General features: G+C 75.8%; 19 protein-coding genes. 12 read left to right on the top strand and 7 right to left on the bottom strand.

From position 1 onward, the window contains the following. Positions 1 to 179: 179 nt before the first annotated feature. The 4 genes from ACGF7U_RS02070 to ACGF7U_RS02085 all read left to right on the top strand — a co-directional run bounded on the left by ACGF7U_RS02070 (position 180) and on the right by ACGF7U_RS02085 (position 3,246). The gene (locus ACGF7U_RS02070) at positions 180 to 680 is read left to right on the top strand and encodes a hypothetical protein (protein WP_393102215.1); all 501 of its coding nucleotides are present in this window, start codon (positions 180 to 182) and stop codon (positions 678 to 680) included. A gap of 279 nt (positions 681 to 959) precedes the next feature. Beyond that, positions 960 to 1,307 (top strand): ArsR/SmtB family transcription factor, encoded by a 348-nt coding sequence (locus ACGF7U_RS02075; RefSeq protein ID WP_393102216.1) that lies wholly within the window; start codon positions 960 to 962, stop codon positions 1,305 to 1,307. Between the two features lie 5 nt (positions 1,308 to 1,312). Continuing rightward, entirely contained in the window at positions 1,313 to 1,582 is a 270-nt protein-coding gene (locus ACGF7U_RS02080; RefSeq protein ID WP_393102217.1) for a hypothetical protein, read from the top strand. A gap of 251 nt (positions 1,583 to 1,833) precedes the next feature. Beyond that, positions 1,834 to 3,246 carry an alpha/beta hydrolase gene (locus ACGF7U_RS02085; protein ID WP_393102907.1) on the top strand — a complete coding sequence of 471 codons (1,413 nt, stop codon included), beginning with the start codon at positions 1,834 to 1,836 and terminating at the stop codon, positions 3,244 to 3,246. A gap of 87 nt (positions 3,247 to 3,333) precedes the next feature. On the opposite strand, the gene ACGF7U_RS02090 is transcribed toward ACGF7U_RS02085, so the two are convergent. The 3 genes from ACGF7U_RS02090 to ACGF7U_RS02100 form a co-directional block, all read right to left on the bottom strand. Next, the gene (locus ACGF7U_RS02090; protein ID WP_393102218.1) at positions 3,334 to 4,578 is read right to left on the bottom strand and encodes an RNA polymerase sigma factor; all 1,245 of its coding nucleotides are present in this window, start codon (positions 4,576 to 4,578) and stop codon (positions 3,334 to 3,336) included. Then, positions 4,575 to 4,943 carry a YciI family protein gene (locus ACGF7U_RS02095; protein WP_393102219.1) on the bottom strand — a complete coding sequence of 123 codons (369 nt, stop codon included), beginning with the start codon at positions 4,941 to 4,943 and terminating at the stop codon, positions 4,575 to 4,577. Before ACGF7U_RS02095 ends, ACGF7U_RS02090 begins: the two co-directional genes overlap by 4 nt. Before the next feature lie 97 nt (positions 4,944 to 5,040). Further along, complete coding sequence (locus ACGF7U_RS02100) at positions 5,041 to 6,279, bottom strand: DUF2786 domain-containing protein (RefSeq protein WP_393102220.1); 1,239 nt, start codon at positions 6,277 to 6,279, stop codon at positions 5,041 to 5,043. A 214-nt stretch (positions 6,280 to 6,493) separates the two neighbouring features. Between ACGF7U_RS02100 and hflX the strand changes: the two genes are divergently transcribed. The 3 genes from hflX to ACGF7U_RS02115 are packed head-to-tail and all read left to right on the top strand — an operon-like array spanning position 6,494 to position 8,924. After that, the gene (hflX, locus tag ACGF7U_RS02105; RefSeq protein WP_393102221.1) at positions 6,494 to 7,642 is read left to right on the top strand and encodes a GTPase HflX; all 1,149 of its coding nucleotides are present in this window, start codon (positions 6,494 to 6,496) and stop codon (positions 7,640 to 7,642) included. Further along, complete coding sequence (locus ACGF7U_RS02110; RefSeq protein WP_393102222.1) at positions 7,639 to 8,103, top strand: DUF2243 domain-containing protein; 465 nt, start codon at positions 7,639 to 7,641, stop codon at positions 8,101 to 8,103. Before hflX ends, ACGF7U_RS02110 begins: the two co-directional genes overlap by 4 nt. Further along, positions 8,100 to 8,924, top strand: coding sequence for a cytochrome c oxidase assembly protein (locus tag ACGF7U_RS02115; RefSeq protein ID WP_393102223.1), 825 nt, complete (start codon positions 8,100 to 8,102; stop codon positions 8,922 to 8,924). Before ACGF7U_RS02110 ends, ACGF7U_RS02115 begins: the two co-directional genes overlap by 4 nt. Before the next feature lie 52 nt (positions 8,925 to 8,976). Here the strand turns inward: ACGF7U_RS02115 and ACGF7U_RS02120 are convergent, their stop codons facing one another. From ACGF7U_RS02120 to ACGF7U_RS02130, 3 genes are all read right to left on the bottom strand, one after another. Further along, the gene (locus tag ACGF7U_RS02120; RefSeq protein ID WP_393102224.1) at positions 8,977 to 9,939 is read right to left on the bottom strand and encodes an anti-sigma factor RsbA family regulatory protein; all 963 of its coding nucleotides are present in this window, start codon (positions 9,937 to 9,939) and stop codon (positions 8,977 to 8,979) included. Then, positions 9,936 to 10,775 (bottom strand): MEDS domain-containing protein, encoded by an 840-nt coding sequence (locus ACGF7U_RS02125; RefSeq protein WP_393102225.1) that lies wholly within the window; start codon positions 10,773 to 10,775, stop codon positions 9,936 to 9,938. The genes ACGF7U_RS02120 and ACGF7U_RS02125 overlap by 4 nt, the downstream gene beginning before the upstream one ends. 90 nt (positions 10,776 to 10,865) lie before the next feature. After that, positions 10,866 to 11,879, bottom strand: coding sequence for a helix-turn-helix transcriptional regulator (locus ACGF7U_RS02130; protein WP_393102226.1), 1,014 nt, complete (start codon positions 11,877 to 11,879; stop codon positions 10,866 to 10,868). 62 nt (positions 11,880 to 11,941) lie between these two features. Here ACGF7U_RS02130 and ACGF7U_RS02135 point away from each other — a divergent pair, with 62 nt between their 5' ends. Further along, complete coding sequence (locus tag ACGF7U_RS02135; protein ID WP_393102227.1) at positions 11,942 to 13,129, top strand: epoxide hydrolase family protein; 1,188 nt, start codon at positions 11,942 to 11,944, stop codon at positions 13,127 to 13,129. 75 nt (positions 13,130 to 13,204) lie between these two features. Further along, on the top strand, positions 13,205 to 14,320 hold the full coding sequence (locus ACGF7U_RS02140; protein ID WP_393102228.1) for a winged helix DNA-binding domain-containing protein: 1,116 nt from the start codon (positions 13,205 to 13,207) through the stop codon (positions 14,318 to 14,320). A gap of 38 nt (positions 14,321 to 14,358) precedes the next feature. Here the strand turns inward: ACGF7U_RS02140 and ACGF7U_RS02145 are convergent, their stop codons facing one another. Continuing rightward, positions 14,359 to 14,814, bottom strand: coding sequence for an ATP-binding protein (locus ACGF7U_RS02145; RefSeq protein WP_393102229.1), 456 nt, complete (start codon positions 14,812 to 14,814; stop codon positions 14,359 to 14,361). Positions 14,815 to 15,054: 240 nt separating this feature from the next. Here ACGF7U_RS02145 and ACGF7U_RS02150 point away from each other — a divergent pair, with 240 nt between their 5' ends. The 3 genes from ACGF7U_RS02150 (at position 15,055) to ACGF7U_RS02160 (ending at position 17,904) form a co-directional block, all read left to right on the top strand. Beyond that, on the top strand, positions 15,055 to 16,302 hold the full coding sequence (locus ACGF7U_RS02150; RefSeq protein ID WP_393102230.1) for a hypothetical protein: 1,248 nt from the start codon (positions 15,055 to 15,057) through the stop codon (positions 16,300 to 16,302). Between the two features lie 215 nt (positions 16,303 to 16,517). Further along, the gene (locus ACGF7U_RS02155; protein ID WP_393102231.1) at positions 16,518 to 17,147 is read left to right on the top strand and encodes an ArsR/SmtB family transcription factor; all 630 of its coding nucleotides are present in this window, start codon (positions 16,518 to 16,520) and stop codon (positions 17,145 to 17,147) included. A 1-nt stretch (position 17,148) separates the two neighbouring features. Beyond that, positions 17,149 to 17,904, top strand: coding sequence for an SRPBCC domain-containing protein (locus tag ACGF7U_RS02160; protein ID WP_393102232.1), 756 nt, complete (start codon positions 17,149 to 17,151; stop codon positions 17,902 to 17,904). Positions 17,905 to 18,023 lie beyond the last annotated feature (119 nt).

The following is an 18,023-nucleotide window of genomic DNA, read 5'->3' on the forward strand; positions in this document are numbered from 1 at the left end:
CGCGTACGCGGGAACCGCCGGGCCGGCCGTCGCCGGCCCGGCGGACCGCGTGTCGGGCCGCGGCGGCCGACGTGTCCCGGGGGTGGCCCCGCTCGTTGGCAGGGCGACGTCTCGCCGCCCGGCGTCGGTCGAACCCGTGCCGTCCGCCCGACGGCCGAGATCTCCGAACGGGAGGTTCCATGTCCCGATCCGTCGTCTACGCGCGGCGCGCCGCCGCCGCGGTGGCGCTCGGGGTGCTGGCCATGGGCTGCCAGGACACCCCGCGGGAGGAGGCCGCCGCCCCCGCCGGCGCGTCGTCACCGAGCCCGTCGGCCGCGTCGAGTGCCGCCCCGAGCCCGTCCCCGGTCGCCACCACGGCCGCCAACACCGCCGAGGTCTGCCGGGAGGTGGACCGGGTCATCGTCGCCGGCAGCCAGAAGATCGCCACGGACTCGGCGGCCTCGGTCAGCCGGGACCTCACCGGCGAACAGGTCGCCGACCAGCTCCGGCGCAACCTGGCCGAGCTGGCCGACGACGTACGTGCCCAGGCCCGCCGGGCCGCCGACCCGGAGATCCGCGCCCTGCTGGAGGAGACCGCCGGCCGGATCGACGCGGGTTCCCGGGCGTCCCGCCCGGCCGCCTGGATGAGCTCCACCTTCACCGGCATCCCGCCCCTGCTGACCCGCGAGTGCCGCGCCTGACCCGCGAGTGTCGCCTCCACTGACCCGCGAGTGTCCGCGCCTGACCCGCGAGTGTCCGCCCCTGACCCGCGAGTGCCGCCTCTACTGACTCGCGAGTGCCGGCGGGCCGACGGCTGACCGTCGACGGCCAGGGGCCCCGGCGGGCCGGCGAGCGACGCGTCCCCTGCCCCTCAGGGGAGGGGCAGGGACATCCCCCACCCGTCCCTGAGATCGGCCGTCCACTGGTGACTTCCCGGGCACTGACCCGCTAACGTCCGTTTGCATGTGCAAGGGCTGGTCATGAGCGCTGGTCCGACGGCCACCGGCGACGAACTGGTGCGCGTACTGGCCACGCTGGCCAACCCGCACCGCATGCGGGTGGTCGCCGTCCTGGCGCGACGCCGCGCGTACGTCAGCCAACTCGCCCGCGAGCTCGGCATCAGCCGGGCGCTGGTGCAGGTGCACCTGCGCAAGCTCGCGGCGGCCGGCCTCGTGTCCGCGCACCTGGAGTTGTCGGAGGACGGGAAGGCGATGAAGTTCTACGAGGTGAATCCGTTCGCGTACACGCTCACGCCCGCCGCCATCGCGACGGCGGCCGACACGCTCACCGCCGGATCGGGCGCGGGGCCGGACGAGGACGAGGGATGACGGGCATGAGCGAGCACGACTGGACCGAGGTGGTCGGGGCGATCGGGATCTTCGCCCTGCTCGTCAGCGTGATCACGGTGACGATCGTGCAGGTCGCCAAGACCCGGCGGGCCCGGGTGGTCGGGGCCCGCGAGGAGGAGTACCGACGGCTCGCCCAGACCGCCGTCCAGGCCCAGGAGTCCGCCGCCCGGATGCTGGCGGCCCTCGACGACCGGCTCGGCGGGATGGAGTCCCGGCTGGTCTCGCTGGAACGCGTCCTCAAGGACGTCGACTAGCGCAACGGCAAGGCCCCGGGCCGTCGAGCGCCAACTCGACGGCCCGGGTGGAAGCAGCATCACCTCGCCCGCGGGCGAGTCTCACCGCAACGCTCCTTCGATGGAGAGGACAGCATCTCGTGCTGCGCGTACGCAAGTCCGCCCCTCCCGGCGGCGACTCAACCCGGCCGGACGGACCGGGCCGATCCCGGCGCGCCGTCCGGTTCCGGGCACTGGCGGTCGGCGCGACCGCCGCGCTGCTGGCGACCGGCGTGCCGTCGCCCGCGCCGGCCTCGGCGGCCCGGCCCGCGCCCGTCCCCACGCCGGGCATCGCCTGGCAGCCGTGCGAGCAGGACCGCACCGCCGAGTGCGGCACCCTGTCGCTCCCGGTCGACTGGGACCGCCCGGACGGTGACCGGTTCACGCTCCACCTGGCCCGCCGCGCCGCCACCGACCCGGCCGCCCGGATCGGCTCGCTGGTGTTCGGCCCCGGTGGGCCGGGTGACTCCGGCGTGCGGCGGATCATCCTGAACGACCGGTTCAGCGACGAGCTGCGCCGCCGGTTCGACGTCGTCAGCTTCGACCCGCGCGGCATCGGCCTGAGCAACCCGGTGCTCTGCTCGGCGGAGCTGCTCGGCCGGCAGCCCCAGGTCATCACCGACCAGGCCCGGTTCGACGCCACCGTGGCCGACAACGCGCTGCTGCGGGCCGACTGCCGGGAGCGGACCGGACCGCTCTTCGACCACGTCGACACCCGCAGCGCCGCCCGGGACCTGGACGCCGTCCGGGCGGCGCTCGGCGAGAACCGGCTCACCTTCCACGGCAGCTCGTACGGCACGCTGCTCGGCGCGCAGTACGCCGAGGAGTTCCCGCACCGGGTCCGAGCCGTGGTGCTGGAGAGCGTGGTCGACCACAGCCTCGGCACCAGGGCGTTCCTCGACACCCAGGCCGCCGCCGCGCAGGACTCCTTCGACGAGTTCGTCGCGTGGTGCGCCCGTACGCCGAGCTGCGTGCTGCACGGCGAGGACGTCCGCGCCGTCTGGGCCGGCCTCTTCGGCAGGGCGGAACGGGGTGAGCTGGCGGACCCGGACCGGCCCGGGACGACGCTGACCCCGTACGACCTCAGCCGGCTCGCCCAGCGCAAGCTGTACGGCCCCGACTGGGCCGGACTGGCCCGGCTGGTCGACGCCCTGCGTACGGCCCCGCCCGCCGCCACCGGGGTCCGTGCCGCCGCCGACGCGGACGCCGTGCGGCCGCACCCCTTCGCGGTCTTCTGCGCCGACTGGCACCTGCCGGTACGCGACCACCGTGAGTACGCCGCCCACCTGCGCCGGATCGCCCGGATCGCGCCCGACGTGCGCTACCCGCAGGCGCTGCCGGCGATCGCGACCTGCCTCGGCGCGCCGGCCCCGGTCGCCAACCCGCAGCACCGTCTCCGGGTCCGCACCGACGTGCCGCTGTTGCTCGCCAACAGCCGGCACGACCCGGCCAGCGGCCACAACTGGGCGACGAACGTGTCGCGGCAGCTCGGCCGCTCCGGCGTGCTGCTGACCTACGAGGGCGCGGGGCACGGCAGCTACACCCGCAGCGACTGCGTGCGGGACGCGGTCGACCGCTACCTGATCTCGGTCGACGTGCCCGACGACGGCGCCAGTTGCCCGGCCGTCCCGGTTACCGGTCAGTGACGTGAGGAACCGGCCGGCGTGCGTCCCCGTGGCGCACGCCGGCCGGCGCGTCGCCCAGCACGGCACGCGGCAGGCCGTCCCCGGTCCTCACCGGTGCCCGCCCAGCCGGGCGGCGCGCAGCTCCAGATAGCGCTGCTCCGGCAGGCTCGTCGTGCCTCGGGCCGCCGCCAGGTACGCCGCCCGCGCCGCCCGGGGCTCGCCGGCCAGCTCCAGCAGGTGGGCGCGGACGGCGGCGAGCCGGTGGTGCCCCGCGGTGCGGTCGTCGGCGTCGAGGGGGGCGAGCAGGGCCAGGCCGGCGCGGGGACCGTCCACCATGGCCACCGCGACCGCCTGGTTGAGGGTGATCATGGGGTTCGGGGCGATCCGGGCGAGCAACCGGTAGAGCGCCAGGATCTGCGGCCAGTCCGTCCGCTCCGCTGACGGCGCCTCGGCGTGCACCGCGGCGATCGCCGCCTGGAGCTGGTACGGGCCGGGCGGCGACCAGGTCAGCGCCTCGGTGACCAGGGCGATCCCCTCGGCGATGGCGGCGGAGTCCCAGCGGTCACGGTCCTGCTCGGCGAGCGGGATCAGCTCCCCGGCCGGCCCCGTCCGGGCGGCCCGGTGCGCGTCGGTGAGCAGCATCAACGCCAGCAGTCCCGTCACCTCGCCGTCGTCCGGGAGCAGCCGGTGCAGCATGCGGGCCAGCCGGATCGCCTCGGTGGTCAGGTCGGCCCGGTGCAGGTCCGGCCCGCCGGAGGTGGTGTAGCCCTCGTTGAAGATCAGGTAGAGCACCTGGAGCACGGCCCGCAGCCGCTCGTCCCGCTCCCCGGGCGCGGGCATGGTGAACCGCGCGCCGGCGGCCTCGATCCGCTGCTTGGCCCGGCGGATGCGCTGGCTCATCGTCGCCTCGGGCACCAGGTGCGCCCGGGCGATCTGCGCGGTGGTCAGGCCGCCGACCGCGCGCAGCGTCAGCGCGACCTGCGCGGAACGGGCCAGCGCCGGGTGACAGCAGAGGAACAGCAGGGTCAGGGTGTCGTCCCCGGCCGGCGGCTCCTCGTCGGCCGCGGGGGCGACCGTCGCGTACGCCGGCTCGCGGACCGCCACCGCGGTCTCCCGGTCCCGGCGGGCCCGCTCGCTGCGCCACTCGTCGGTCAGCCGGCGGCTGGCGACGGTCAGCAGCCAGGCCCGCGGGTTGTCCGGCACGCCCTGCTCCGGCCACTGCAACGCGGCGGCGAGCAGCGCCTCCTGCACGGCGTCCTCGGCCGCGTCGAACTGGCCGTGCCGCCGGACGAGCACGCCGAGGACCTGCGGCGCCAGTTCGCGCAGCAGGTCCTCGACGAGTCGTCCGCTCACTCGTCCGTCCCGGCCTCGTCCATGACCGCCCGCACCTCCAGCGCGCCGAAGCCCCGCCGCACGTCCGGCCAGCGGGCGGCGATCTCGGCGGCCCGCTCGGGGCTGTCGCAGTCCACCAACAGGTAGCCGGCGAACTGCTCCTTGCTCTCCATGAACGGCCCGTCGGTCACCTCCGGCCGGTCACCGGCCAGCCGGACCGTGCGGGCCTGCGACGGGTCGGCCAACGCCTGGCCGCCGACCAGTTCGCCGGACTCGGTCAGCTCGCGCATGATCTCGTCGACCTCGCCGAAGAGCGCGGTGCGCTCCTGCTCCGACAGTTCCTCGACGAACCCGGGACGGTTCCAGATCAGCAGCATGTACTTCATCGGGTGCTCCTCGTGTGCTCGGCCGCGCCCATGGTGGCGCGGCTTCGGTGAGGGGTCGGAGCCGACCCGCCGGTTCCGACAGCCGCGGGAAAAATTGTCAGCGCCGGCCGCGTACCTGGCGCTTCGGGGCGGGGCCGGGGCCGAGCGAGGCGCGGTCGGCGGCGGAGGTGCCCGACGACCAGCCGTCGGCGTCGCGGACGGTGAGCCGGGCCCGCGTGACGCCGGGGAAGAGCGTGTCGAGGCGTTCCCGCACCGCCTCGGCGCGGGTGGCGAGCACCGGCAGCAGCCGCTCCGGCCCGGTCTCCGCCGCCGCCTGCCGGTCCGCGTCCTCGGTGGCGGCCCGCAGCCGCTCGCCGATCCGCAGCGCGAAGGCGTTGAGGAAGGACTCGTCGTAGTCCCGGGTACGCCGCCCGGCGCCCTTGGCCCGCCGCTCGCCCCGGCCGCGCAGCATCGCGGCGGTGGCCTGCACCAGCAGCGAGGTGTAGAGCAGTTCGACCGCCTCCAGGTCGGCCGGCCAGCCCAGCACGGTGGTGAAGTCGAGGTCGTCGGACCAGACCGCCTCGCAGCGGTTCGCCGCCGCCACCTCCTGCACCAGCAGGGCCTTCGCGCCCGCGTACGGGGGCTCGGTGCCGAGCCGCACGCCGCCGGGCTGGTCGGCGCGCTCGGCGACGCCCGCCAGCAGCGCCTGGTCGATGCTGTGCCGGGCGATCAACTCCTGGGCCTTGCCGGTCAGCGCCTCCGCCTCGGCCGGGTAGGTGGTCGACTCCGCCTTGGCCAGCAGCGCCCGCACCCGGTCGAGCATCCGGGAGCCGCCGCCCGACCCGCTGCGGGCCGGGACCGCCCCGGTCGCGCCGGGCGGTGGCCGCAGCACGGCGATCGGCGGGAGTCCCTCGACCAGGGCCAGCGCGTCGACCGCCGCGCGCAGCGCGGTGAACCGGTCCCACCCGACGCGGGCCGACCAGGCGGCCAGGTGGCCCTCGTCGGCGTCCCACCAGACCCGCGCGCCGAGGTCGCGGAGCTGGTCGTCCCACCACGGGGGCACCGGCCCGGTCAGGTCGCGGCGGTGCGCGGCGAGCGCGTCGGTGACCAGTCCGGCCGGCCGGGCGCCCAGCCGGCGGGTGGCGAGGCGGGCCAGGTCCACCGGCTGCCAGCCGCGCGGCGTCAGCCGGCCGACGCCACGGGCCAGGCGACGCAGGAGCCCGGCGTCGACCGCCGCCGCCCCGTCCGCCGCGCCCGTGCCGATCATCAGGCGGTCCAGCTGCCGCTCCGCCAGGCGTACGTCGGTGCCGCGTACCGCCGCCAGGGCGTCGCTGATCAGTTCCTCGGCGTCCGGCACGGCCGCGTCCTCCTGGGGGTCTGCTCCGGCGCGCCCGAAACGACCGTCGCCTGCCCGCCGAAGGTACCTCCGGGCCCGCCCGCCGTCCGCCGGTCGTGACGGGTGCCACCGGAGCCCGCCGCGCACCGTGCCTGCCGTCGGCGGCGGGTTTGGGCATGCTTCGCCCTGGCCGGGGTAGATCGGGGGTCGGCGCGAGGTGATGCGAGGTTCTGTGATGGCGGGATCGTGGTTGCTGGGCAACGGCTCGGGCACGCCGGCGGAGCGGCCGACGGCCGTGCTGGTGGCGGTGCACCAGGACGAGACGGGTGAGACCGGGCCGGGCACGGAGGTGTCGCTGGCCGAGCTGCGCCGGCTCGCCGACACCGACGGGCTGGCCGTCGTCGACGAGGTGGTGCAGAACCGGCCCCGCCCCGACCCGGCCACCTTCGTCGGCTCCGGCAAGGTCGACGAGCTGGCCGCGCTGGCCGAGCGGACCGGCGCCGACCTGGTCATCGCCGACGGCGAGCTGACCCCGGGCCAGGTGCGCAACCTGGAGGAGCGGGTCGGCGTACGCGTGGTCGACCGGACGGCCCTGATCCTGGACATCTTCGCCGAGCACGCCCGCACCAGCGAGGGCCGCGTGCAGGTGGAGCTGGCGCAGATCGCGTACCAGCTGCCCCGGCTGCGCGGCGACGGGCGCTCGATGTCGCGCATCGGCGGCGGCCGGATGGCCGGCGGCGCCGGCATGGGCGTGCGCGGGCCGGGTGAGATGCGGCTGGAGACCCAGCGGCGCCGGCTGCGCCAGCGGGCCACCCGGCTGCGTCGCAACGCCTCCGAGCTGACCCGGCGGCGGGACCGCAACCGGGAGCGGCGGGCCCGCAACCAGGTCCCCTCGGTGGCGATCACCGGCTACACGAACGCCGGCAAGTCCGCCCTGCTCAACCGGCTGACCGGAGCGGACGCCCAGGTGCAGGACGTGCTCTTCGCGACCCTCGACCCCACCGTGCGCCGGGTACGCGTCGGCGAGGTGCTCTTCACCGTGACCGACACGGTGGGGTTCGTCCGGCACCTGCCGCACCAGCTGGTCGACGCGTTCCGGTCGACGCTGGACGAGGTCAGCCGCAGCGACCTCGCGCTGCACGTCGTGGACGCCTCCGCGCCGGACGCGCTCGACCAGATCACCACCGTGCACGGCGTGCTGCACGAGATCGGGGCCGGCGACGTGCCGGAGCTGCTGGTGCTCAACAAGACCGACGTGGCCCCGGTGGAGTGGGTCGACGCGCTGCGGCGGGTCCATCCCGGGGCGGTCGCCGTGTCGGCGTTGACCGGCGCCGGCATGGACGAGCTGCGCGTCGCGCTGGCCGACCACCTGGCCCGCCGGTGACCCGCACGGCCCCGCCGGGTCCGCGCCGGTCGGTCCTCGCCGCCGCGGTGATCGGGGCGGCGGTGATGGCGGCCGTCGACGAGATCGTCTTCCACCAGCTCCTCGGCTGGCACCACTTCTACGACCGCTCCACCCGCTCCGTCGGGCTGCTCTCCGACGGGCTGCTGCACTCCGCGGAGCTGCTCGCCCTGGTGGGCGGCTTCTTCTGGTACTTCGACCTGCGCCGCCGGGGTGCCCTGGTGCCCCGGGCCGCCTGGGGCGGGTTCCTGCTCGGCGCCGGGGCGTTCCAGCTCTTCGACGGGATCGTCGACCACAAGGTGCTGCGGCTGCACCAGATCCGCTACGGGGTGCACCTGCTTCCGTACGACGTGGTGTGGAACGTGGGCGCGGTGGCGCTGCTGCTGATCGGCGCGTGGGTGACCTGGCGGGCGCGGTCCCGCGCCGACCGCGACGCGCGGTGACGGTCCTCGCGCACGCCGGCGCGGGCTCGGCGACGCTCCCGCTCGCCGGGGTCGCGCTGCTGGTCGCCGGTTACCTGCTGGCGGTGTCCCGGGACCGGCGCGGCTGGCGCCGCCGGCGTACCGTCGCCTGGCTGGCCGGCTGCGCGGTGCTGGCGGTCGCCCTCGGCCCGCTGGCGGGCGGGCCCGGCGACCCGCGCGTCCACATGGCCCAGCACCTGCTGCTCGGCATGGCCGCCCCGCTGGCGCTGGCCCTCGGCGCGCCGGTCACCCTGCTGCTGCGGGTCGCCCCGCCGCCGGTCGGCCGCCGGGTGGGCCGGCTCCTGCGGGCCCGGCCGGTGCACCTGCTCGCCCACCCGGTGACCGCGGCGCTGCTCACCACCGGCGGGCTGGCGCTGGTGCTGCTCACCCCGCTCTACGCGGCGGCCGAGCGGAACCCGGTGCTGCACCACGCCCTGCACGCGCACTACCTCGCCGCCGGGTACCTCTTCGCGTGGGCGGTGGCCGGTCCGGACCCGGCCCCGCGCCGGCCCGGCGTGGTCGTGCGGGGCGGTGCCCTGCTCGGCGCGGCGGCCGGGCACGCCGTGCTGGCCAAGTACCTGTACGCGCACGCCGCCACCCTGCCGCCGGGGCTGCCCGACCGGGACGTCGCGGCGCTGCGCTCGGCGGCCCGGTTGATGTACTACGGCGGCGACGTCGCCGAGCTGCTGTTCGCCACCGCCCTCTTCGCCGCCTGGTACCACCGGCGACGGCCACGCCGACCGCAGCCCGTGGACGCCGGGCCGTCCCGCCCCGGCGCCGCCCGGCAGCCGGCCCGGCGGTGACCGCCGACCGCCCGGAACCCCACTCCGGGTGGGGCGTCGCCGCCCCGGTGGTTCAGCCGGCGACGCGCGGGTTCCCGGCCGTCAGCCGCAGCGTGAAGCCGTGGTCGTCGCGGTGCCAGGTCACGTGGCTGCACGACTGGTAGGTGATCCACAGGCCCAGCCCGCCGGGGGCGCCGTCGCCGACGGGGAGCAGCCCGCAGTACGGGTCGGCCGGACCGTCTCCGCCGTCGCGGACCGTCGCCACGATGCGGTCGTCGCCCGACCAGACCCGCAGCCGGACCGGTGGGCGGCCGTGCCGCAGCGCGTTGGTGACCGTCTCGCTGACCGCGACGACGAGGTCGTCCACGTCGTCGGCCCGCACCTGGCCCCGGTCGGCCTTGTGGACGGCGGCGCGCGCCTCGGCAGCCGTCGGGTCGGTCAACTCGACGACCGGCGGCTCCGCCTGGAGCGGATCGGGCACGACCGGCCGGCACTCCCGCAGGTACTCCGTCGGCGGGGTCCAGGTCGCACTGGGCACGTGCCGGCCGTCGGCGGTCGCGAAGCGGGGGTGCGTCCGGGCCACGTCCGCCAGCACCGCCGGCGGCGTGATCCGGGTGTCGTACGCGCACATGCTCCACAGCGGGAAGTCGTCGTACGCGTGGTTGATGGCCGACTCGTACCGGGCCCACCAGTCCCACGTCGCGCCGAACTCGGTCGGGGGCACCTCACCGATGATCCGGATCTGCGTGGCGCCGGCGGCCACCTGCCCCGTGAGGAGTTCCCGGTAGGAGCGGATGGCGGAGGCGGGCCGGGCGTACACGTCGCCGGCGGACAGGAACTCGACCCCGCAACCGGCCGGCAGCGCCGAGCGGACCAGCGCGCCGGTGCGCTCGCCCACGGTCACGTAGGTGGGCTCGCCGGCCGCGACGCCGTCGAGCAGGAACGGCACCGCCACGGCGAGCAGCTCGTCGTCGGAGTCGTACCGGACGGCCTCGTGGTAGTAGCCGTGGTGCCGAGCGGCCGCGCCCGTTCTCATCGCGTGACCTCGACGCGGATCCCGGGCAGGTCGAGCAGGTCGACCAGGCGCGCCGCGGCGGAGCGGGAGGTGCGCAGCACGGCGGTCGCGCCGCGGCGGTTCGCGTACTCGGCCAGGTGGGCCAGGGCGCGGTGGTCCAAAAAGCGCAGCCCGGTCGCCGACAGCACCAGCTCGCCGTCGACGGGACGCAGGTCGGCGCGGTCCAGGGCGGCGCGGAACAGCTCGTGGTTGGAGAGGTCCAGCTCGCCGGTCAGCGCCGCGTGCCCGTCGCCGGGCGCGGCGGCGTGCAACCGGAACAGCACGTCCTCGACGTTGCCGTCCGGATGCATGCAGGCCAGCTCGGCGACCGCCCGGTCGCCCAGCCCCGGCCGGTCGTACGCGCACATGGCCGAGAACGGCCGGGTCCGCATGTAGCGGTCGACGAGGTGCTCGTAGCGGGTGAAGCTCTCCAGTTGGGCCGGGGTGCGGACCAGCTCGGTGGCCTCCGCCACCACGCGTAGCCCGGTGTGCCCGGCGGCGAGCGCCTCGTCGGTGGCGGCCGCGTACGCGGCGACCTGTGTCGGCGGGTCGACGACGTGGCCGTGTGAGTAGGTCGAGAACAGGGGGACGACGGCGGCGGCTCCCCGGCGCACGGCGGCGGCGAAGTCGGGCAGGCGGTGCAGCCGCTCGGCCACCGGGTCCGCCGGGTGCGGCGTGATGTACCAGACGCGTTCGCCGGCGGCGAGGCCCGCGAGCAGGTAGCGCTCCGCCTGGCCGGCGAGCGCCGCCAGGTCGTCGTACGACCAGCAGAGATGGCTCTGCCGCGCGGCCTGCCGCTCGCTGATGATCACGTCCATTGCCTCACGGCAACCAGTGTAGGTGTCCCCAGGACGGGTGCCGGGCCCGCGAGCTGCTGCGGGCCCGGAGGGTCTATCCCCCCGGGCCCTTCACCGGGGTGGCGTCTCGCGGCGCGCCCCCTGCGTTGCCGGTGCCGCCGGTCCGGGTGCCGGGGCGGCCCGCAGGTAGCGCTCGCCGAGGGTGCGCAGCAGTTCGGCGAGCTCGGGCTGGTCCTCGACGGTGAAGTCCACGCCGAGCAGGCCGACCCAGACGGCGACGCTCTCCAGCCGGTCCGCGCCGGTGTGCAGCACGCAGGTGCGGGGGTCCACCGCCTCGACGGTGCCGACGGCGGGGTTGATCCGCTCGGCGACCACCTCCGCCGGGGCGTGCACGGTGATCCGGGCGCGGTGCCGCCAGGCCGCCGACGACACCCCGCGCCGGACCCGGTCGACGACGTCCTCGGGCGGCTCGCGCGGCGGGAAGCGCAGACCGGCGGGGGCGGGTGTGCCGATCCGATCCACCCGGAAGGTGCGCCAGTCGGCCCGCTCCGGGTCGTAGGCGACCAGATACCAGCGGCGTCCCCAGTTGACCAGCCGGTACGGCTCGACGTCGCGCCGGCCGGTGGTCCCGTCGTGCCGGGCGTAGTCGAAGCGCAGCCGCTCCCGGTCGCGGCAGGCGGCGGAGATGACGGTGAGGGTGTCGGCGTCCACGCGCGGCCCCGGCTCGTCGTGCGGCACCCGCACCGTGTAGCTGTGCAGGGCGTTGACCCGCCGCCGCAGTCGGGCGGGCAGCACCTGTTCGAGCTTGGCCAACGCCCGAAGCGAGGTCTCCTCCACCCCGGCGACGGTTCCGCCGGCGGCCGTACGCAGGCCGACGGCGACGGCCACCGCCTCCTCGTCGTCGAGCAGCAGGGGCGGCAGGGCCGCGCCGGCGCCCAGCCGATAGCCCCCGACCGCGCCCCGGGTCGCGTGCACGGGATAGCCGAGGGTGCGCAGCCGCTCCACGTCGTTGCGGACGGTCCGGGTGCTGACCGCCAGCCGGTCGGCCAGCTCGGTGCCGGTCCACTCGCGCGGGGTCTGCAACAGCGACAGCAGGCGCAGCAGCCGCGCCGAGGTTTCCAACATTCCTGAAGTCTGCCAGGGCATTAGGAACGGAGTCTTCCTAATTGCCCCCTAGGTTCGTGGGCATGGCAGACAACACCACGATCGCCCCGTTCCGCATCGACGTTCCGCAGGCCGACCTCGACGACCTGTACGACCGCCTGGCCCGCACCCGGTGGGCGGACGAACTGCCCGCCGAGCCGGACGCCGCCCCGGCCGGCCCGATCCCGCCCGGCTGGGAGTACGGGGTGCCGGTCGGCTACGTCCAGCGCCTGGTCGAGCACTGGCGGACGGCGTACGACTGGCGGGCCTGGGAGTCGAAGCTGAACGCGTACCCGCAGTTCACGACCGAGATCGACGGGCAGAACGTTCACTTCCTGCACGTCCGCTCGCCCGAGCCGGACGCCACCCCGCTGGTCCTCACCCACGGGTGGCCCACCACCCCCGTCGAGTGGCTGGACGTGATCGGCCCGCTGACCGACCCGCGCGCCCACGGCGGCCACCCGGCCGACGCGTTCCACCTGGTGATCCCGTCGATACCCGGCTTCGGCTTCTCCGGCCCGACCCGCGAGCGGGGCTGGAACCGGTTCCGGGTGGCCCGCGCCTGGGCCGAGCTGATGCGCCGGCTCGGCTACGACCGCTACGGCGCCGCGGGCAACGACGGCGGGTCGCTCATCTCGCCGGAGGTGGGGCGGGTTGACCCGGAGCGCGTGATCGGCGTACACGTCACCCAGGTCTTCGCCTTTCCCTCCGGCGACCCGGAGGAACACGCCGGTCTCTCCGAGGCGGACCGGGGCAAGCTGGCGTTCGCCGAGTGGTTCGTCGACAACCGGGGCGCGTACGACAAGCTCCAGTCCACCGAGCCGCAGAATCTCGCGCACGCGCTGGCGGACTCCCCGGCCGGGCAGCTCGGCTGGAGCGCCCAGCTCCTGGGCGAGTTCCTCGACCCGGAGTTCGTGCTGACCAACGCGATGATCTACTGGCTGACCAACACCGGTGCCTCCTCGGCCCGCTTCTACTACGAGGACGCCGCGGCCGTGCACCCCCGGCACGTGTCCAACGGCCGGGGCACCGAGCCGCTGGAACCGACCACCGTGCCGCTGGGGTTGGCCAACTTCGCCTGGGACTACCAGTCCATCCGCCCGTTGGCCGAGCGCGACCACCAGAACATCGTCTCCTGGAATTCGTACGACCGAGGCAGCCACTTCGCCGCCCACGACGCCCCGGATCTGCTGGTCGCGGACATGCGCCAGTTCTTCCGCGCCGTGCGCTGACGCGGCTCCCGCGCCGTGCGCCGGCGCGATCCCGGGCCGGTCCGGTTCGGCCGGCCCCTCCGAAGAGAGGACGCCATGATCCCCGTGCTGGACCGCCGCCGGCTCAACCGCGCCACCCTCGCCCGGCAACTCCTGCTGCGCCGCCACGACCTGCCGGTGGCCGACGCGGTGGCCCGTCTCGTCGGCCTCCAGGCCCAGACGCCGCACACCTGGTACGTCGGGCTCTGGAGCCGGCTCGCCGGCTTCCGTCCCGAGACCGTGGCGGAGTTGCTCGTGAAGCGGCGGCTCGTCCGGATGGCGCTGATGCGCTCCACCCTGCACCTCGTCGCCGCCGGGGACGCATGGGCCCTGCGCCCGCTCGTGCAGCCGGCGTTGGACCGGGACCTGTTCCACAACAGCATCCACGGCCGTCCCGTCGCGGGCGTCGACGTGCCGGCCCTGGCCGCGGCCGGCCGGGAGATCCTCGCCGAGCGCCCGCTGACCAACCGGGAGTTGGGCGCGCGGCTCGCGGCGCGGTGGCCCGACCTGCCGCCGGCGACCCTGGCGTACGCCGTGCGCACCCAGGTGCCGCTGGTGCAGGTGCCGCCGCGGGGGCTGTGGGGGCGCAGCGGCCCCATCGCGCACACCACCGCCCAGGCGTGGCTCGGCCCCGGCGCGCCGGCCGCGGCGACCCTGCGCGACCTCGTGCTCCGGTACCTCGCCGGGTTCGGCCCGGCCACCGTCGCCGACCTGCAGCGCTGGTGCGGGCTCACCCGGCTGGGCGAGGTGGTCGACGGGCTCCGCCCGGAGCTGACGACCTTCACCGACGAGCGGGGGCGGGAGCTGTTCGACCTGCCCGACGCCGAGCGCCCCGATCCGGACACCCCGGTGCCACCCCGCTTCCTCTACGACTTCGACAACCTGCTGGTGTCGTACGTCGACCGCAGCCGGGTGCTCACCTCGGAGCACCGCGACCAGCGGTACGACCCGCACGGGCCGGTGCCGCAACTGGTGCTCGTCGACGGGTTCGCCGCCGGCGACTGGCGGTTGGACCGCCGCCGGGACGGGGCGACGCTGACCGTGCGGCCGTACCGTCCGCTGCCCTCGGCCGACGTCGACGCGCTCGTCGCCGAGGCGACGGACCTGCTCGCGTTCCTGGCGCCCGGGGCCGGCGACCGGCGCGTCGACGTCGCTCCTGCCCGGCGATCCTGATCGGGGCGGGGCGGGGCGGTCGGCCGTCGGTACGCGGGTCAGGCGGGCCGGGTGCCGGTCAGTCGCGCCGTACGTGGGAAGGACGCCCAGATGTTCTTGGTGCTGTCGGTCGCGTACCAGCCGACGTCGAGGGAGAGGGCGCGGGCGAGTTGCAGGCCACGCCCGCCCGCGCCGGCGGGGCGGGTGTCGGCGACCTCCGGCAGCGAGCCGAGGTCGTGGTCGGCGACGTCGAGGATGAGGCAGTCCTCGGTGGCGAGCAGCCGGACGATGGTCGGCGGGATCCCGTACCGCAGGGCGTTCGTGGCGAGTTCCGTGGCGATCAGGGCGATGAGCTCGGGGACCTCCGCCAGGGCCTCGCCCTCGCCGAGCACGTCGCCGGTCAGCTCCTCGTGCAGGGAGGCGCGCAGGCCGCGCAGGTGCACCGCCTCGGACAACGTCCAACGCCGCAGCTCAACGGCCTGCGGCGGAGGTGGGGAGCTGCTGAGTCGGCCCATGGGGACGTGGTACCCGATCTCCCCCCGGCTCAAGCCGGGCGGTTGCTCGGCGCAGCGGGTCGTGTGTGCCGCGCGGCACGCCGGCGCACGCGCTCGGCGGCCGTCGCCGACCCGAACACCGGCGGTGTGGCGAACAGCCTGAGGTCGCGGCAGGATCAATCCCACTATCGGAACAATTGGGAAGTATCGATCGTCGTGCGTGTCCTGGGCCGCTGGCGGGCGGTTGTACCGGACGTGACGGTGGAACCACGCACCAGCATCATGAGCTCGGCGACGGCGTGTCCGGGCTGGCGGACCAGATGGGCGGAGCGTGAGGGCGGGCGGCGGTCGCGCGCGTACGACGCCGACGTCGACGCCTGGCACCGGCGTAACGACCACCTGATCCGGCTGCGGATCGAGGCCGCCGGGTTCCTCGGGTGCGTCCAGCCGCGTGCCGGCCTGCCGGTCGACCTCGGCGACGACGAGGTCGTCTTCCGGGTGCTGCCGGCCGCGGAGTTGGTCGAGGCCGAGGCCCGGCACGTGCCCGGGCTGCCGCCGCCCGGGCTCGCCGTCGCCACGGCCGAGGTCGTGGCGTCCCGGCGCGCCCTGCCGAAAGGGCTGCGGCTCGTCGACGCCGGCCTGGCCGTCGTGACCAACCGCCGGGTGGCGTTCGCCGGGCACGCGGCACGGCGCGAGTGGGCGTACGCGGACATGCTCGGGGCCGCGCACCACCCCGACGTCCCGGTCACCCTGCTGCACACCGGCGACGGCGGTCGGCTCGCCGGGCTGCGGGTGCCGGCCACCGCCACGGTGAACTTCCGCTTCTATCTCACGCTGGCCCTCGCCGCCGCCAGCGGGGAACGCGCCGCCGTCGCCGCGCAGCTCGACGCCCTGCTGGCCGCGCACCAGCGCGCCCGGCCGGTCCCGCCGCCGGCGGCGGTGCCGGCCCAGGCCCCGCTGACCGCGCTGCGGCCTGATCGCCGGACGGCGCTCGCGGCCGCCGTCGCCACGCTGGCGTACGCGATGCTGACCGGCACCTTCGGGGCGGAGCGGGGCGGCCCGCCGTACCGGGCGGACGGGGGCGCCGGGCGCGTCGCCGCCGCCACGCCCGCGCCGGCCGCCGTCGGCGGCACCGCCGCGACCACTGCCGGGGAGCCGGCGGTGCCGGACGAGGGTGCGGTCGGGCCGGGCGCGACGGCCGTTCCCCGTACCCGCGTCGCCGCGGGCGTGCGGGTACCGGTCGTACGCGAGGAGGCGGTCGGCTCCGGCGGCCCCGTCCCACCGGCCGCCCCGGCGACGCATCCGGCGTCCCGTCCGTCGCCGCCCGCCCCGGCGCCGACCATGGCGCCGCCCGCCGGCCCGGCCCCGACCACTGCTCCTCCCGCGCCGGTCGCCCCGGCCCCGACCAGTGCGCCGCCCTCGCCGGAGCCCTCCACGGTCGGCCTCTGCCTGGACATCCTGCGGTTGCCCCTGGTCGAGCGGCTCCTCTGCCCGCCGACCGGCCCCTGACGCGCGGCTGCCTGCCCCCGGCCGGCCAGGGCTCCCGGCGTCCGCGCCCGACCTTCCGGCGTCCGCGCCCGACCTTCCGGCGTCCGCGCCCGACCTTCCGGCGTCCGCGCCCGGCTTTCCTCGCGCCGACAAGCTCCCGGGACGTGGCCGCACGACCCCTAGCCGACGAGTAATTCTGTCTTGACAGGAAGAGTTGTCGGTGGCAGGGTCGGGACATGTTCGACATCGCAGTGATCGAGGACCCGGCGGCCGCCGAGGCGTCGCTGGACCCCACCCGGGCCCGGCTGCTCGCCGCCCTCGCCGAGCCCGCCTCGGCGACCATGCTCGCCGCCCGCGTCGGCCTGCCCCGACAAAAGGTCAACTACCACCTGCGGGCACTCGAACAACACGGCCTCATCGAGCTCGTCGAGGAGCGCCGCAAGGGCAACGTCACCGAACGCGTCATGCGCGCCACCGCCGCCTCCTACGTCATCTCACCGCTCGCCCTCGCCGCCGTACGACCCGACCCCTCCCACACCCCCGACCGGCTCTCCGCACGATGGCTGCTCGCCCTCGCCGCCCGCCTCGTCCAGGACGTCGGCGCCCTCATCACCGGCGCCGAGCGCACCAACAAACGCCTCGCCACCTTCGCCGTCGACGCCACCGTCCGCTTCGCCACCGCCCGCGACCGCGCCGCCTTCGCCGACGAACTCGCCACCACCATCACCGCCCTCGCCGCCAAGTACCACGACGAGACCACCCCCGGTGGCCGCGACCACCGCGTCGTGCTCGCCCTGCACCCCAGCGCCGAGCCGGTCCGGACCGCACCCGACACCGACACCGACACCCCGACCGAAGGGCACTGACATGGGACACCGCTTCGAGCTGCGCAAGGACGTCGAGCTGGCCGCCACCCCCGAGCAGGTCTGGGAGGCCATCGCCACCGGCCCGGGCATCGACTCCTGGTTCATGGGCCGCAGCGAGGTCGAGCCCGGTGAGGGTGGGCGGACCCGCCTGACCATGGCGGGCCACGTCGAGGAGGCGACGATCACCGCCTGGGAGCCTGGGAAGCGGTTCGCGGACCGCACCGACCCGGGGCCGGACGGCACCTTCATGGCCATGGAATACCTCATCGAGGGTCGTGACCAGGGCAGCACTGTGCTGCGGCTCGTCCAGAGCGGCGTCCTCGGGGACAACTGGGAGACCGAGTACGAGGCGATGAAGGTCGGCTGGGACATGTACCTGGGGACGTTGGCCGCCTACCTCGCGCACTTCCCCGGCCGGACCGCCACTCCGGTCTCGGCGTTCCGTCCCGGCGCCGGGGGCCCCGACAAGGTGTGGACGGCGGTGACCCGGGCCCTCGGCATCACCGGCCCGGTCGCCGAGGGCCAGCAGGTCCGGCTCGCCGTCGACGGCCTGCCGCCGATCGAGGGCGTCGTCGACCTCGCCGGCCTCCCGACGTACGTCGGTGTCCGCACCTCCGACGCGCTCTACCGGTTCCTCTACTCGGGGGCCGAGCGTGGCGACGCGCTGGTCCTCGGCCACCACGTCTTCGCCGACCAGGATCCGGCCCGGGCCGAGCGGGCCTGGCAGGACTGGGTGACGGCGCTGCCCATCGGCTGACCCGCCCTCGACGCCCGCCCGGCGACCCGGCGGACGACCGGCGGCGGCCTCCACGAGAAGCGGGAGGGCCGCCGCCGGCCGCCCCGGGTCGCTTCTTGCATAAGTCTGGCAATTGCGTA

It is taken from the genome of Micromonospora sp. NPDC047670, assembly GCF_043204915.1.
Lineage (GTDB): Bacteria > Actinomycetota > Actinomycetes > Mycobacteriales > Micromonosporaceae > Micromonospora.